Origin of the sequence: Nocardia sp. CA-129566 (assembly GCF_050956075.1) — a bacterium.
Taxonomy (GTDB): domain Bacteria; phylum Actinomycetota; class Actinomycetes; order Mycobacteriales; family Mycobacteriaceae; genus Nocardia.
Genome location: NZ_CP192085.1, coordinates 8322989 through 8336184, shown reverse-complemented (window position 1 = coordinate 8336184; position 13196 = coordinate 8322989). Strand labels below are relative to the sequence as shown.

The 13196-nt window shown below is 62.2% G+C and carries 18 protein-coding genes and 1 pseudogene; 8 read left to right on the top strand and 11 right to left on the bottom strand.

Features of this window, described 5'->3' with window-relative positions; translation table 11 throughout:
• Positions 1–17: 17 nt before the first annotated feature.
• The 5 genes from ACQP0C_RS37230 to ACQP0C_RS37210 all read right to left on the bottom strand — a co-directional run bounded on the left by ACQP0C_RS37230 (position 18) and on the right by ACQP0C_RS37210 (position 3455).
• Complete coding sequence (locus ACQP0C_RS37230) at positions 18–272, bottom strand: hypothetical protein (RefSeq protein ID WP_433727823.1); 255 nt, start codon at positions 270–272, stop codon at positions 18–20.
• 17 nt (positions 273–289) lie between these two features.
• Positions 290–628: a hypothetical protein gene (locus ACQP0C_RS37225; protein ID WP_433727821.1), complete on the bottom strand. Its 339-nt coding sequence runs from the start codon at positions 626–628 to the stop codon at positions 290–292.
• A gap of 423 nt (positions 629–1051) precedes the next feature.
• Positions 1052–1678, bottom strand: coding sequence for an AAA family ATPase (locus ACQP0C_RS37220; RefSeq protein ID WP_433727819.1), 627 nt, complete (start codon positions 1676–1678; stop codon positions 1052–1054).
• A complete protein-coding gene (locus ACQP0C_RS37215; RefSeq protein WP_433727817.1) occupies positions 1675–2298 on the bottom strand; it encodes a 3'-5' exonuclease in 624 nt (207 codons plus the stop codon). The genes ACQP0C_RS37220 and ACQP0C_RS37215 overlap by 4 nt, the downstream gene beginning before the upstream one ends.
• Entirely contained in the window at positions 2295–3455 is a 1161-nt protein-coding gene (locus ACQP0C_RS37210; RefSeq protein ID WP_433727815.1) for a radical SAM protein, read from the bottom strand. The genes ACQP0C_RS37215 and ACQP0C_RS37210 overlap by 4 nt, the downstream gene beginning before the upstream one ends.
• A gap of 150 nt (positions 3456–3605) precedes the next feature.
• Here ACQP0C_RS37210 and ACQP0C_RS37205 point away from each other — a divergent pair, with 150 nt between their 5' ends.
• The 3 genes from ACQP0C_RS37205 to ACQP0C_RS37195 all read left to right on the top strand — a co-directional run bounded on the left by ACQP0C_RS37205 (position 3606) and on the right by ACQP0C_RS37195 (position 5707).
• Positions 3606–4433, top strand: a complete 828-nt coding sequence (locus tag ACQP0C_RS37205) for a helix-turn-helix domain-containing protein (RefSeq protein ID WP_433727813.1) — start codon at positions 3606–3608, stop codon at positions 4431–4433.
• A 183-nt stretch (positions 4434–4616) separates the two neighbouring features.
• Positions 4617–5027, top strand: coding sequence for a hypothetical protein (locus ACQP0C_RS37200; RefSeq protein ID WP_433727811.1), 411 nt, complete (start codon positions 4617–4619; stop codon positions 5025–5027).
• The gene (locus ACQP0C_RS37195; protein ID WP_433727809.1) at positions 5027–5707 is read left to right on the top strand and encodes a 2'-5' RNA ligase family protein; all 681 of its coding nucleotides are present in this window, start codon (positions 5027–5029) and stop codon (positions 5705–5707) included. The genes ACQP0C_RS37200 and ACQP0C_RS37195 overlap by 1 nt, the downstream gene beginning before the upstream one ends.
• Before the next feature lie 10 nt (positions 5708–5717).
• Here ACQP0C_RS37195 and ACQP0C_RS37190 read toward each other — a convergent pair whose 3' ends face one another.
• Entirely contained in the window at positions 5718–5996 is a 279-nt protein-coding gene (locus ACQP0C_RS37190) for a transposase (RefSeq protein ID WP_433734762.1), read from the bottom strand.
• A gap of 124 nt (positions 5997–6120) precedes the next feature.
• Positions 6121–6312: pseudogene (locus ACQP0C_RS37185) on the bottom strand (transposase); the annotation flags it as partial.
• Between the two features lie 194 nt (positions 6313–6506).
• Here ACQP0C_RS37185 and ACQP0C_RS37180 point away from each other — a divergent pair.
• Positions 6507–7133, top strand: a complete 627-nt coding sequence (locus tag ACQP0C_RS37180) for a hypothetical protein (protein ID WP_433727807.1) — start codon at positions 6507–6509, stop codon at positions 7131–7133.
• Between the two features lie 286 nt (positions 7134–7419).
• Positions 7420–7590 carry a hypothetical protein gene (locus tag ACQP0C_RS37175; protein WP_433727805.1) on the top strand — a complete coding sequence of 57 codons (171 nt, stop codon included), beginning with the start codon at positions 7420–7422 and terminating at the stop codon, positions 7588–7590.
• A gap of 3 nt (positions 7591–7593) precedes the next feature.
• Here the strand turns inward: ACQP0C_RS37175 and ACQP0C_RS37170 are convergent, their stop codons facing one another.
• Genes ACQP0C_RS37170 through ACQP0C_RS37160 form a run of 3 tightly spaced genes read right to left on the bottom strand, consistent with a single transcriptional unit; the run spans position 7594 to position 9246 of the window.
• Positions 7594–8427 (bottom strand): helix-turn-helix domain-containing protein, encoded by an 834-nt coding sequence (locus ACQP0C_RS37170; RefSeq protein WP_433727802.1) that lies wholly within the window; start codon positions 8425–8427, stop codon positions 7594–7596.
• The gene (locus ACQP0C_RS37165) at positions 8424–8939 is read right to left on the bottom strand and encodes a DUF6879 family protein (protein WP_433727800.1); all 516 of its coding nucleotides are present in this window, start codon (positions 8937–8939) and stop codon (positions 8424–8426) included. The genes ACQP0C_RS37170 and ACQP0C_RS37165 overlap by 4 nt, the downstream gene beginning before the upstream one ends.
• The gene (locus tag ACQP0C_RS37160) at positions 8920–9246 is read right to left on the bottom strand and encodes a hypothetical protein (RefSeq protein ID WP_433727798.1); all 327 of its coding nucleotides are present in this window, start codon (positions 9244–9246) and stop codon (positions 8920–8922) included. The genes ACQP0C_RS37165 and ACQP0C_RS37160 overlap by 20 nt, the downstream gene beginning before the upstream one ends.
• Positions 9247–9466: 220 nt before the next feature.
• Between ACQP0C_RS37160 and ACQP0C_RS37155 the strand changes: the two genes are divergently transcribed.
• From ACQP0C_RS37155 to ACQP0C_RS37145, 3 genes are all read left to right on the top strand, one after another.
• Positions 9467–10207 carry a nucleotidyltransferase family protein gene (locus ACQP0C_RS37155; RefSeq protein WP_433727796.1) on the top strand — a complete coding sequence of 247 codons (741 nt, stop codon included), beginning with the start codon at positions 9467–9469 and terminating at the stop codon, positions 10205–10207.
• A gap of 60 nt (positions 10208–10267) precedes the next feature.
• On the top strand, positions 10268–10717 hold the full coding sequence (locus tag ACQP0C_RS37150; RefSeq protein ID WP_433727794.1) for a hypothetical protein: 450 nt from the start codon (positions 10268–10270) through the stop codon (positions 10715–10717).
• A 160-nt stretch (positions 10718–10877) separates the two neighbouring features.
• Positions 10878–12503, top strand: coding sequence for a hypothetical protein (locus tag ACQP0C_RS37145; RefSeq protein WP_433727792.1), 1626 nt, complete (start codon positions 10878–10880; stop codon positions 12501–12503).
• On the opposite strand, the gene ACQP0C_RS37140 is transcribed toward ACQP0C_RS37145, so the two are convergent.
• A complete protein-coding gene (locus ACQP0C_RS37140) occupies positions 12494–13165 on the bottom strand; it encodes a response regulator transcription factor (protein WP_433727790.1) in 672 nt (223 codons plus the stop codon). The two genes, ACQP0C_RS37145 and ACQP0C_RS37140, sit on opposite strands and share 10 nt — an antisense overlap.
• Positions 13166–13196: the final 31 nt, after the last annotated feature.

The following is a 13196-nucleotide window of genomic DNA, read 5'->3' as shown; positions in this document are numbered from 1 at the left end:
CCGCCGGATGCGCTCACTCACCGCGTTCCTCGTGAATGCTCTTGCAGGACACGGACTTCGGACCAGTACTCATGCCGTACCGCATCCCACAACCGCGAAAGTTTCGGGAACCGCTCGCGCATCTGAACCAGGTCCGGAGCAGTGGCCGAATCAGCGGTCGACATCACCGTTATTGCTTCAAATATGTTGCTTACCAGCATTATTCGAATGCGCTGGTCGTCGAGCCGCCAGATCGCCTGCCAGCCGTCCATCTCGGTCCGATGTTCGCTCATCCCGGACTCCCAGATCGCTACACGTGGTCGCTGTCAACACCTGTACTTGGGACCGGTAGGCCCAGCTCAGAAAGTTTGTCCAGCACCTCATGCAAAGTTTGCACCGTCGGCCCGCCCTCCGCGCATACCTCGCGCTCCAGCGCTGGGAACTCGAGCCCCCGCACCGCAGCCCGCTCACGCGGCGTCAACGATTGCGGCGCGATCCGACCCGAATCGACCAGCGTGTAATACGCCGCAGCTTTCCACACGCACCGCCCGATCCGACAGGCGCGATGCTCGCGCATCTGCTCATGCGCCAACTCGACATCGGCCTTCCCGCAAACCCTCGGCGGCGTCACGATCGTGCCCTCGGTCATCACGCCCTACCCGTGTTTCGGTGGGGGCTGGATGCGCGACCCGCGCCCATGTGGTTGCGGGACAAACGGTTTCGAGGTCGAACTCGTCGCAAACCCGCGCTGGTCGATCGTTGACCTGTGCCAGGTCGTAGACAACGATCGCGGCCACATCGAGCCCGGCTGCGATACCGAGGGCATATCCGATCGGGTCGGGGATGTCCTGCGGGGGCCGCACCGTGTACGCATACTGGTAGCCCAGCAACCGAGCGTGCCGCTGCACGGCTTCCGCATGCCGAGACGCGTCCGAACCCGACACCTCGCCTCGCACGAATCCGATCGCCTTCGGACCACTCGCGTCGTGTGATGTGTTTCGTTCTGTGGCTTGTATTTCCGTCATGGTTGCGAACTTTCAGTCGTTATGGCGGTTGGTTCCGGGCCCTGAAATCAAGCGGTTGCGCTGATCTCGCGTGTCGTGCCGTCGCCGAGCCGCTCGGCGACGAAATCGCAGGCAAGGGCGAGGGCGGTGTCGTGGCCGTCGGCGGTCAGGGGTAGCGATGGCAATGTGAGTTCACGCAGTACGGACTCGACGTGGTGGTCCGCGAGTATGCGGAACTGTTGGTTGTCATCTCTGAACTTGTTGGTTCCCAAGGGGATATGCGGGTCGAGCTGAGTACGGAAGATCAGGTCGTAGCGGTCACTGTGGAAGCGGGCCAGCGCTTCCAAGTAGGCCCACTCGTCGGGATCGGCCGACTCGTCGCGATACTCCAAAGCGGCGCGGTAGTAACCGAGAGCGTCGGGGACTGCGCGGTCGATCAGGACGACATCCCCGTGCAGCCATGCCTCGAGTTCGTTGCTGATCCCCCGCGTAACGATCCACAACGTGGATACCCACGTGTGATTCCATAGGATGGGCAGCCCCATCCGCTGTGCTTGCTCGCCAAGGTCTGCCACTGTGGCGACCTGTAGACCGGACCTGCGGAGGTCGTGAGCCAGTCGCGCGAGGAAGGTGCTCTTGCCGGTGGAATGGGTGCCGACTACTGCGATGGTGACCGGCTGCTCGATTGTGCTCACCACAATCCCCCTTCCGGGTCCGGAGTCGGCAGAAACTCGGACATGCCAGCCGCCTCGACCACGCCGGGCCAATCCAACCCGCCGTCCTCGATCAAGGCGCACAACAATTGCCAAGCCGCCCAAGCGTCGTATCCGGCGCGGTGGTAGCGCTGTCCGACCATTTCGGTGGTGTCCAACCGCCCCTGTTCGATGAGCTTGTCGAGCGCATACGATTTCAAGCCCTTCCACACCGACTTCGCCAGCCGCAGGGTGTCCAGGATGAGTGGCGGATTCCAATTGGGAAGGTGCGCCGCGAGGACCCGTCGTTCGACGGCGGCATTGTGTGCGACGAGCACCCGCCCGCACAGCCGCGCATCGATCTCTTCGGCGACTTCGTGCCACGGCGGGCAGTCGGCGAGTTCGGCGTTGGTAATGCCGTGCACCTTGCGAGTTACCAGCGGTGTCACCGGCTGATGCGGCTTGATCAACCACGACCGCAACGCCTCGGCCTTCACTGGCCCGTCGACCGGCAGCATGGCGATCTCGATGATCTCCGGCGGATTCTGGCCATTGCCCTCCACATCGACTACGACAAGCTGACGTTCACGCAGAGCATTCGGGAATGGCTGTGAATTCGTCATCGGGTCTCCCTCAGAGTTGGCCAGCCGAGATCGGCGCGACCGTGGCGCTGGACGTAGTGCGGTTTATCGATGTCGTGGACCTGATAGCCGTGGCCGTGCTGCATGAAGTAGCGGCGTTGCTCATCGAGCCCGGCCACGACGACGGCGCGGTCGTTGACCTCTACGAGGGTGCCGCCCATTTCGTCGGCCAATTCGGCGACATGCCGTTCATCGGGCCGTTGCCACACCTGTGCGCACCGTCGCACCTGGGCTGATGGGCAGATGTCGCATAGCTCTCGGATACCGTAGTGACCGTTGTAGTCGGCAACCTCGTGCGCGTAGGCAACGGCACAGCTCGTCTTCCGAAACAATGGTGAACCCGGCCGAGTGGTCTTGGTGGCGTGGAGTATTCGCCGCTCCAGCGCCTCGGGGAATACCTTGCGCCGCGCACTCTCCGGGAAGGGTTCGGGCAGACCGTTTGCGCGGTAGTAGTCGCGGATCTGGTCTCTGAAGAACAGGCCAGTGAATACCGTGGCGTGGGCGTGACGGCTCAACTCGAGCCCTCGCCGCAGGTGGAGCGCCGAGTCGTTCAGGCCCGGCACGATAGGCCGCCAGTACAGCACCACCCGATACCTGTCCGCGTGTTCGAAGGCGGTCTCGACCGAGCGGGCCGCGATGCGGGAGTCCACTGGTTCGATGCGCCGGTCATCGATGCCCGAATGCGTCACCAGCACAGTAACTTTCAGGTTCGTGATCGAGTTCAGTACCACGCAGTCCTCCGGATCTATCCGCCACCGGGTGATCACGAGAACATGGTTGGTCAGCCCCTGCCCATCCAGTAATTTCAGCATCTCGAAGGTGTGCGGCTTTACCTTCGGCAACATCGGATCAGTTGCTCGGTTCAGCAACTGAATCGGCGTGACATGCGGCCGGAACCAACAGTGCCCGGTCAGCAGGTCGGCTGCCTCCGCATCGCTCATCAACGCCCGCGGCACCTTCATCTCGAAGTTGTCGACCAGGTGCCGCACGCAGTATCCGCAATCCAGCGGACACCCGACGATCCAGTTCAAACTCAGCCCGGACTTGCGGTACTCGATCACGTCCAACAATTCCGCCCGCATCGTCGCGCGCTGCGCCGCGGTCAACAGCGGAATGCCCACTCCGGCAGTGGTTGTCATAGCTTCGGTCTCCCCTCGGATCGGGCCAGGTTTTGCGCCCGCTTCAAGGGAACTGCCGGATCCCGGGACTCGGAAGGTGGCAAGTCCTGGAAATCGGACTTGCCATACCTATGCCGTCGGCAAGAATGAACGCATGCGCAGGGGGCACCGATGAACGACCCGGAGACCGAAACCGAACGGCAACCGGCAACCATTGCCGACCGCTTAGCCCACGAAATCAAGCGGCTCAGACTCAACGCGGGCGTGAGCCAACGCGCACTAGCCGCCGAGATCGGCTACTCGCGACAGTATGTCTCCATGACCGAATGGCAGGGTGCCAATCTCCCGTCGCAAGACCTGGTCGCCGCCATCGACAATGCACTCGGCGCAAACGGCACTCTGATCGCCCTCCGCGCCCGAGCCAAAACCGAGCAACAAACGACACGGAGACAACCCAGTTTCACCTGGTTGGGTGCCCGTCCTCGCGCGTTGCCTGTGAATACGAGAATCGAGCAGGCCGGACACGATGTGGAGGTGTCGGATCATCCGCTGTCCGACAGCGACATGGCGAACAGCGATGATGTTCAATCGGAGTCGGTTAGTTTGCCGCCCTTCGCAAACAACGGAATAGTTGAAGATGTAGTCGATATACTCAGTCGTGTCCACAAATTGAGCAGATCAATAAACCCCGAGATTATCCGAGACCTGCAGACCAATACGCAACTGGCGATAGAGCAGCACGAGACGATTGACCACTCCATTCTCGGTCCGTCTCTCGTAAAAGAACGTTCATGGATAGAGGCGCTCCTTGACGAGTGCAGTCTTCCATCGCAACGCCAACCGCTATTCGAAGCGGGGGCAAAGAATTCAGGACTGCTCGGATATATTGCGGTCGGTCGCGGTAATTTCCCCTTGGCTCGCGCCTATTGCCGTGAAGCATTCCAACTCGGCGCCCTCGCGCAGAACAACCACCTCTGTGCGTGGGCGCGTGGGTTGTAGAGTTTCTGCGAATACTATGCCGGTCGGTACAATGACGCGTTGTCTTATGCGCGAGACGGTCTTGTGCGCGCACAATCCGGACCGCAGAGTGTACGCTTGATGATAAATGGCGCAGCAAGGGCAATGGGGAAACTCGGGGATACCGAGGGTGTTCAACGCGCCGTTGATGAATCTTATCGGCTCATGGCACACAACAAGGCGCCGACTGGAGTCCCCACGAGCATCGCGCTCGAGTGTTACGGCCCAGCGCAGGTGGCCGGTAACGCCGCTACCGCATATCTCTCGTTGGCAATGCCGAACAAGGTTGAGCAGTATGTGGAGCTCGCCCTACCGGAAATGAGCAGTGCCGATTCTCCGTGGGGTCGTTCTCTGGTGATGATCGATCTGGCGCGTTCGCAAATCCTCTCCGCGGAAGCTGACTTGGACTATGCTGCAGCAATCATGATCGACGCACTCAATATTTCAGCAGGAAAGCCGATGGTATCGCTGCAGCAACGAGCCGCGGAGTTTGTTCATCAGGCTATTGACCGATGGGGAAATTTGTCACAACTGCATGCCATTCACGACGCTCTCGAGGATCTGGCGGGGCGTTGATGATCGGTATCGATGGCGAGGATACCCGGAGCGGTCGACAGCATGTGCGAACACTTAGGAGCCATTGGACACGCCCCATAGGCCCACGCGGCTACTACTGGTTCCTAACATTCGAAAAGTCACCGGAACTGCGCTCACTTGCAAAAAGATGCCAGGGATCGATCGACTTCCCGTTTTACGACCTGACGCCTCCGGGTAGCCTTCATCTCACGCTCGACAGGATTTCTTATTTTGGCGAAATTTCGCCGGATCAACTCAGTTCGATCGAAAATTCCGCAGTACTTGCCTGCCATAGCGTGATGCCCTTCAATATCACAATTGACCGTCTGAGCGGCGTTCGTAGTGCCGTAGCATTCGATGTCTCGCCGGCTCAACGGATAGACATCCTTCGTGATGTGCTACGCTCCGCGACCCTGTCCGCCTACCCTGACGCACGATTGAACAGCTCGAAACCGCATCCTCCGCATATCACGATAGCCTATGCAAATTCTGACGGAGTATCGGCAGCAGATGCAATGGCAGCAGTCGATAGAATGAATGAAACCATCCGTGGAGTAGATGTGAAAGTTGCGGAAGCGCTGATGGTCTTGCTCGAGCGAAGGCAACGCTCATACTCGTGGCAAGTTCTATCAAAAATTTCATTCGCCGAGAACGGCAACCCTGAAATCTCAGCCGACTGACAGCCAGAATTCAGCGGTTTGCGTGTGCCAGATCGCGGTCGACAACGATTTCACCGTAATGCAGTTTGGCGGGCTTGCGGCGGCGCGGACCGCGCCGCGACCGCACGGCGGGCACTGCTTTCACCAGTGGTTTGAGCGCTTCGGCATCGTTGGTGTTGGCCGCCGAGATGCCCACAGACAGTGGGATTCCGGCACGGTCGGACAGCACGTGGATCTTCGAGCCGGCTTTGCCGCGGTCGGCCAGGCTCGGACCGGTCATTGATCCCCTTTTTCGCTCGCACCGACGCAGCGTCGATCACCGCCCGCGACCAGTCGATCACGCCTCGGCTGCCCAGCTCGTCGAGCACCGCACGATGTAGACGACGCCACAGGCCGGCCTCAGTCCACACAGTGAACCGGCGATGCGCCGTCGGCACCGTGACTCCGAACGAGGCGGGGAGCATCCGCCACGCGCAGCCGCTGGTCAGCACGAACGCCACTGCGGTGAACACCGCCCGCTCGTCAGTGGGCGCGGTGCCCCCGCCCTGCGGGCGCGAGGTGAACTCGGGCAGCCAGGCTCGACCAGAGCCCACAACCTGTCCGGTACACGACGTTTCGACACTCATCGGTCACGAGTTGAACATCATCCGGCACTGCTTGAACTGATGCTGTTCGGGTCGTCAGCCCGAACCGGTGACAACCTTTCTCGCGGCGCGCTTTCTCGCGATGCGACCGCCTCTGTCAAGGCCGGGGTCGCCGGTCGATGTTGTCGGCCCCTCGAGATACGGTAACCGGCCACCACACTCGAGGAGTCTGAATCATGACCGTTCATCCCGACGTGGAGACCTTGCTTCGGATTGTTCCTGCAGAACACCGGGGCGAAGAGCATATCGACTGGACGGCAGCGGAAGCCGTGTTGGGCACGAAACTGCCGAGCGACTACATGTCGCTCATGAACACCTATGGTGTGGGGGACATCGGCGAGTTAGTCATCCTCCCTCCACTGCCAGTCGATGTTCCCAATCTGAACGACTGCCATATCGGAAGCGGCAGTGCGCGCTGGCTGTGGGAGTTGGACGGCGGTGTGCCAGGCGTATCCGCCGGCCCAGATGCCGTACTTTCCTGGGGAACTGGCTGCAACGCCAACGAGATGGCTTGGCTCATGACGGATGCAGACCCGGACAAATGGCCAGTCGTGGCATGGCGTCGCCAGATAGCTTTCCGGGATTCCCACTGGAAGATCTTCGACTGCGGCATGGTCAAGTTCCTCACTCGGATGATGCTCGCAGAATTCGACGAATGCCCACTTGGCGACGCGTCCCTTTGGGGACGCCCTGGAGTCTTCGTCAGCTGGCGCGAGCAGCGCCGCCGACTCGTCGCCGGACTGGACCCCTTGACCGGGGAGCCGGACCCCTATGCCGAGATGTTCCCAATCTCCGATGAATGACTTCCAGCATTCACCCGGACCAGCTCACTACCGAGCTGTACACCGATGCCGTGGCCGCAAGCCGCCACACAGGATGACCACGATCGAACGAGCCCAACAGGCCAGGACAACTGAATTGCTGGAAAGCGAACCGCCGTTCACGAACTCGAGGAACGGATTAAGTATCGGCGTTCAGTGATCGTGGCCGACGACTGATTCCGCAGTCGAAAGCACGGTATTCGGCTCCAGCCCATCCAAGATTGCATCCGGCGAATGCTGGGCAAGTTCGTCACGGCTGATCCGATGCGTGACGGCGATAACTCAGAACTACTACGCCGCGCGGGCGATCCATCTCGAGAATGCGAAGTGCATCTCGTCCGGCGCGATGTACCCGTTGACTCACGACTACCTGCGTGTGCAACTCGATCACGCTACGGCCCGGGCATTCGGTGAGAAGGGGTGGCCGGAGGGCGAGTGACTGTCAGTCGCCGCGCAGGTCAGCCATAGCTTCAGCGATCATGGCTCGCGCATCCTGTCCATGTACGGCTTGATCCTTGAGCCGGTGGAAAGCCTTGCCGTACAACGCTATCTCGCTGGGCTGGGTGATCGTCAGCTCAGCCGAGATGGTCTCGACCTGCACCATGCGGCTGTCGAACATGATGAAGTTGTTCACGGGCGTTCGATAGTCGGCCTTCGTTGGCAGGATGCCGAGTACGACGCGAGGCAGAGACATCGCCGTGAGCAATCGGTCCAGCTGTTCGAGCATCACGTCCGCGGTGGCCACGCGGGTGTGGAGTACCTGTTCACCAAGGATGAAGTAGAAGCGGTGATTGCCTCGGTACAGGACTTGCTGACGTTCGAGGCGTGCGCCGAGGCTGGATTCGATGTCGCTTTCCGGCTCGTCGTAGAAGTCGAGCACCATACGGAGAATCGCCTCAGCGTAGGGCGGAGTCTGCAATAGGCCGGGCACGACGACGGGCTCGTACCATCGCATGAGGTTGGTCTTGGCCTCGGCGGCAACGGATTGTTTCTGCCTGTGCGGCAGGCGCATCCGACGCCATTCGAGATATGAGGCTTCGACATTGCGCAGGTTGGCGATGAGGTCGGGTAAGTGTTCATCAGCGCGGGCGTGGGTGCACCAAGCCCGAAGGTCTGCGTCGGTCGGCGTCTGCTTCCCGTACTCGATTCGTGAAACCTTGGAACTGTGCCAACCGGCAAGCTCGGAGAGTTGCCTGCCGGTCAGCCCAGCGTCCTTGCGGAGGTTACGCAGGCGCTCGCCGAACGCCTCGCGCGCTTCCTTCGCGGTGGTGGTCACTTGACGTAGTCAGCGTGAGGGACGGCTTTGTCCCACACCCGATTCCATGCTGCTCGCGCGTGCTCGACCATCACCGGGTCGTGGCTGATGGCCCATCCGGCGTATCGCCCTGACGGCTCGAAGACGGTGAATGCGAGCGCCCGGTCATCGAGGAGCCAGTAGTCGTCCGTAGTGAGTTCGGACGGGTCGATCAGTTGCCGTGGCAGATACCGGATGTCCTCGCCCGCAGCGATGTTGCGATGGGCGACCTCCATGCTCCACCGCACATAGTCGGTGTGTGGCTCGGTGACGACACGGGCACGCCGCACAACCCGGCCGGTGCTGGTGACTTCGTGAATGAGGCTGTCCCACTCATCGCACCAGGCATAGTCATCGGGCTCTCCCGCAAGGAACTTGCGGAACGGCTCGGCTTCCTCGGGGGTGCTATACGAGTCTTGCAGTTCCAGATGGTAGGCGCTGTGCTCGCAGGCTCGGAGAAGGTTGTCGATTTCCTCACCTTGCAGTAGTTGCATCGGGTCGAATCTCCTGTGCTATCGGAACTTCTACGCTGGCCTCGTGATCCGGGATGTTCATCTGTGCGAGGGCTTCGGGGTCCGTAATCGGTTTGCCGCTGAGTATGAAGGTCCCGTGGCCGGTGTCGTGCAGGAGAGAGCCGAGGCACGTTCCCGGTTCGAGAAATCCGAGTAGCGGGTGTGGGATCTCCACTTGGTTCGGGTGCCCGTCCACCTTCCAGCCTTGAACGGCATAACCGTGATCCGTAGCCCACAACGTCGGACTACCACCGTGGTTCGTGTTCTTCCCGAGGAACCTCAAGAGCATGGGTCTGCCTCTCGTTGAATCGTTGCACCTGTTTGCGCACACCCATAAATCGTCAGATTCCAGGTGCAACCAGTCAACAAAAACCTGCTGCTCGCGCAAACTCTAACAAACTCGTTCAGCTTTGCGCGGTCAGGTTCTTAGGTTCGTCTGCAACGGGCCGGGTGAGGTGTCCACGTCCTTCACCCGGCTCAGAGCCAATCGAAAGGACTTGGTGTGCAAGATGATCAAAGTGACGCAGGCCCTGATCCTTGCAGGTGGTCAAGCGACTCGGATGAGGCCGTATACCGATGACGCGCCCAAGGCCATGGTGCCGGTCGCGGGTGCTCCGATTGTCGGCTATCAATTGGCCTGGCTGGCAGCACACGACGTCGAATCCGTCACCGTCAGTGGCGGATACAAGTACGAGATGATCGCCGATTACGTCGGCGACGGTTCCCGCTTCGGCCTGCGGGTCGCCTACGCGATCGAGGACGAACCCCTCGGCCGCGGCGGCGGCCTGAAATACGCTGCCCGCCAACTGGCCGACCCGCAGGCGCCGTTCTTTGTCCTCAACGGTGATGTGATCACTACCTTCTCACTTGGCGACCTCGCAAACTTCCACACCGGGCATGACGGCGCGGTGACCATCGCACTCTCGCCATACCGGTCGAATTGGGGTGTCGCCGATCTCGGAGGCGACCTGATTCGCGGATTCACCCAGTCGCCGGAGTTGCCCTACTGGATCAACGCCGGAATCTATGTGTTCAACCATGACGTGGTCGAGTTGCTACCGGACAAGGGCGACCACGAGGATTCGACGTTTCCGGAGTTGGCAGCACGCGGGCGGCTCGTCGGTTACCGCCTCTCCGGCTACTGGCGTGGCATCGACACCGTGAAAGACGTGATCGAGGCATCGAAAGAAATCCGAGCACACGACCGGCTACTGCCCGAAGAGTTGCGCACTACCGATCCGAACAGCTGAAACTGCAGTCGCGCCAGCGGGTGCAGAACCCAGTCCGATAGCGAAAACCAAGGGGGGCTTGTGATCAACGCTAACGCGGTGATCGGCACCCATCACTTTCTGTTCATCACGTTCGACTCGCTGCGCAGCGATGTGGCCCGCGCCGCCGTGCACGCGGGCCGCACACCCCACCTGGGCAAGGTGCTACCGGGTGGGCTGTGGGAAGAACGCCGCACCCATGGAAGTTTCACACTCCCTGCACACATGGCGTTCTTCTCCGGCTTCCTGCCCGTGCCGTCCGGACCGAACCGGTCGGGCCGACTATTGGCCTGCCACGCCAACCGAGGAACAACGATCACCGATCGCACCTTTGTGTTCGACGCCTCGAACATCGTGGCCGGTCTCGCCAACCTCGACTATCGGACGGTGTGCATCGGTGGTGTCGAAGCGTTCGGCGAAGACGGACACCATGGGCACGGCATCGCACATCCGTCTGTGTGGAATGTGCCCTACGCCGAGGCGCTCTGGTAGGGCTGGATCTGCTTTCATAGCGCTTCCTTCAGAGACGGTTAAGCCCCGGGCTTTCGTGAATCGGGTGTCGCGGCGCTGTGCCAGGATAGGAACGGTAATAGCTCGGGCACTGTGCGTGCGTTCCTATGCGCGGTGCGCAGATGAGGGAGATTGCGGCATCGTGACCACACCTGACGGCGAAGCCCCCGGCAACGAGCCGAACGAAGAGCCGACCCTGAATCCCGAGCAGCGCGCGGCCGTACCGGACGGCGACGCGGAATTCATGGCCGAGTTCATGACGGCCTTCGAAGCCACCGATAACGACTCCACTGAAGACGCCCCGGTCGAGGACGCCCCCGACGACGAGGACGCCCCCGATATCGGCTTCACCCTCGACGAACCCCCGGTCGACGTGGCCGAACAGGCCAAACAGCTCATCCACCGCATCGCCCGCGCACTCGCCGCGGGTGGCCCGCAGGGCTGGCGCCGCCTCGACGCCGTCTTCGTCATGACGACCACCGCCGAATTCGCGCTGGTCACCTTCGCCGATGACGAGCAGCGCGAGGCCCGCGCCCAGCCAGCCGCCGAGGTGCTCACACTGGTCAGGGAGCAGCGGCACCTATCGGCCCAACTGAGCGACGGTCCCTGGTGGCGGCTGCTGATCAACTTGGCGAGCACCGGCGAGATCGAGGTCGACTACGACTACGGTGACGAGCCCTTCCCGGACGACCACCTGTTCCCACCCGAGGTCTACGCCGCGGATCTGCGGGCGTATCCGCGCCAGAAGCTGCCGGTGTGGCTGGCGGCCTATGTCGGCCACGCCGACCGGCAGTCGCGCCCGGCGCTCATCGCGGCCGCCCAAGCGCGCGCGGACCGGGAGGCCGGCGTGCGACCGGTGTTGTCGGAGCGGGACTTTCCGGCCTTTCCGGTGATGTCGGCCCGCTGGGCGGTTATCGCGGCCGCCTTCGTCGCCGCCGGATCCCAGTGGGGGCCACGGGTTTTGCCCGCGCTCGGCTGGTTCGAAGGGGCCAAGCGCAGCGGGTCGACGCTGTATGCGCTGCCGGGCGGTCGTGCCGTGCTGTCCGGTGGCGTGTGGAACGCGCCCGAACTCGATGCCGTCTACAACGACGGTGCGCCGATGCCGCGGCTGTACGCCGGTGCCCCGGAGTGGATCGCCAATCCGGTGCTGAATCCCCGTGCGGCCAGCGGGTTGTTGTCGTTCTGCTATTGGTGGGACGGCGGCAGGTGGTATCGCGGCGACTCGCCGTCCGCGGTTGCGCTCAGCGATGCGGTGCCCGGCATCTGGACTTCCGATACGGTGGCCGGTGTGGTCGCCGGATTGGTGGCCGACGAGCCGACCGATGGGCAGCGCGCGGCGGTGGCCAATCTGGTGTCGGCCGCGGAAATCGGTGTCGTCACCCGCGATACGCTCGTCGAGGTCTTCGGCGACGATGGCGCCTTCGATATCGACAGCGCCCTCTATCAACTCACGCTGGCCGGGGTGACGATTACACTGCCGCAGCCGATTTCGCGCGACGCGGCGATGGCTCAGGTTCGCCAGTACATCCTGGACCAGAACATGGATACCACCGGCTATCCGCTGGGGAATCTGCGCGCGGACCGGATCAGTGTGGGCTGGATGGTGTACGTGCCGACCGAACCCGGTGAGATCTCGATCGGCCGGGCGATCTTCTATGTCGCCGATGACGGTGTGCTGGAACAGTCTTCGTCATCGGTCGCACCGTCGGTCTATGCCGCCGAGTTCGAACAGCGCTTCCAGCAGCGGCACGGATCCGTTCAGGCCTGAGGGTCCTCGGTGCTCCAGCGATAGCCGAAGCCGCGGATGGTGGTGATGAGACCGGGGCGATCGAGTTTCGCGCGCAGCCCCGCCATGTGCACATCCAACGCCCGCGATACCGAGGCCGACGAATCGCCCCAGATGCGGTCCATCAGCTCTTGGCGGCTCACGGCGGTATCCGGTCGCTCCGCGAGGATCCGGACCAGCTGGAATTCCTTGTGGGTGAGCATGATCGGCACGCCGGCCACCTCGACCTGCCGAGCCATCAGGTCGACCCGCACATCCTGGGAAACGACCGCCTCGACGGGCGAGGTGTGGATGACCACGCGCCGGGTGACCGTCTCCAGTCGCGCGACCAGCTCCGCGATGCGCGGCGGTTTCACCAGATAGTCGTCGGCACCGGAGCGCAGCGCGAGCACGATGGTGCGCTCCCCGGCCCGGGCGGTGAGGATCAGCACCGGCACCGAACTGACCTCCCGCAGTCGCCGCAAAACCTCCAAACCGTCCATATCGGGCAGTCCGAGATCGAGGATCACCGCGTCGTAGTCGCGATGGGTGCGTAGTAGGTCCGCGCCGCGGCGCTTGCGGTCGACGACGTAGCCGCGGGCGGTGAGCGCGGCTTGTAGCGCGTCGCCCACCCCGTCATCGTCTTCCACCAGCACAAGCCGCACGCGCCGATCCTTGCAAAGCGAAGGTTCGACG

Excerpts from the sequence above, each read along its gene's own strand:
- ACQP0C_RS37180 (WP_433727807.1), top strand. The coding sequence starts at position 6,507 with ATGACCGTTCATCCCGACGTGGAGACCTTGCTTCGGATTGTTCCTGCA.
- ACQP0C_RS37155 (WP_433727796.1), top strand. The coding sequence starts at position 9,467 with ATGATCAAAGTGACGCAGGCCCTGATCCTTGCAGGTGGTCAAGCGACT.
- ACQP0C_RS37225 (WP_433727821.1), bottom strand. The coding sequence starts at position 628 with ATGACCGAGGGCACGATCGTGACGCCGCCGAGGGTTTGCGGGAAGGCC.
- ACQP0C_RS37230 (WP_433727823.1), bottom strand. The coding sequence starts at position 272 with ATGAGCGAACATCGGACCGAGATGGACGGCTGGCAGGCGATCTGGCGG.
- ACQP0C_RS37160 (WP_433727798.1), bottom strand. The coding sequence starts at position 9,246 with ATGCTCTTGAGGTTCCTCGGGAAGAACACGAACCACGGTGGTAGTCCG.
- ACQP0C_RS37210 (WP_433727815.1), bottom strand. The coding sequence starts at position 3,455 with ATGACAACCACTGCCGGAGTGGGCATTCCGCTGTTGACCGCGGCGCAG.
- ACQP0C_RS37200 (WP_433727811.1), top strand. The coding sequence starts at position 4,617 with ATGGCACACAACAAGGCGCCGACTGGAGTCCCCACGAGCATCGCGCTC.
- ACQP0C_RS37165 (WP_433727800.1), bottom strand. The coding sequence starts at position 8,939 with ATGCAACTACTGCAAGGTGAGGAAATCGACAACCTTCTCCGAGCCTGC.
- ACQP0C_RS37215 (WP_433727817.1), bottom strand. The coding sequence starts at position 2,298 with ATGACGAATTCACAGCCATTCCCGAATGCTCTGCGTGAACGTCAGCTT.
- ACQP0C_RS37205 (WP_433727813.1), top strand. The coding sequence starts at position 3,606 with ATGAACGACCCGGAGACCGAAACCGAACGGCAACCGGCAACCATTGCC.
- ACQP0C_RS37195 (WP_433727809.1), top strand. The coding sequence starts at position 5,027 with ATGATCGGTATCGATGGCGAGGATACCCGGAGCGGTCGACAGCATGTG.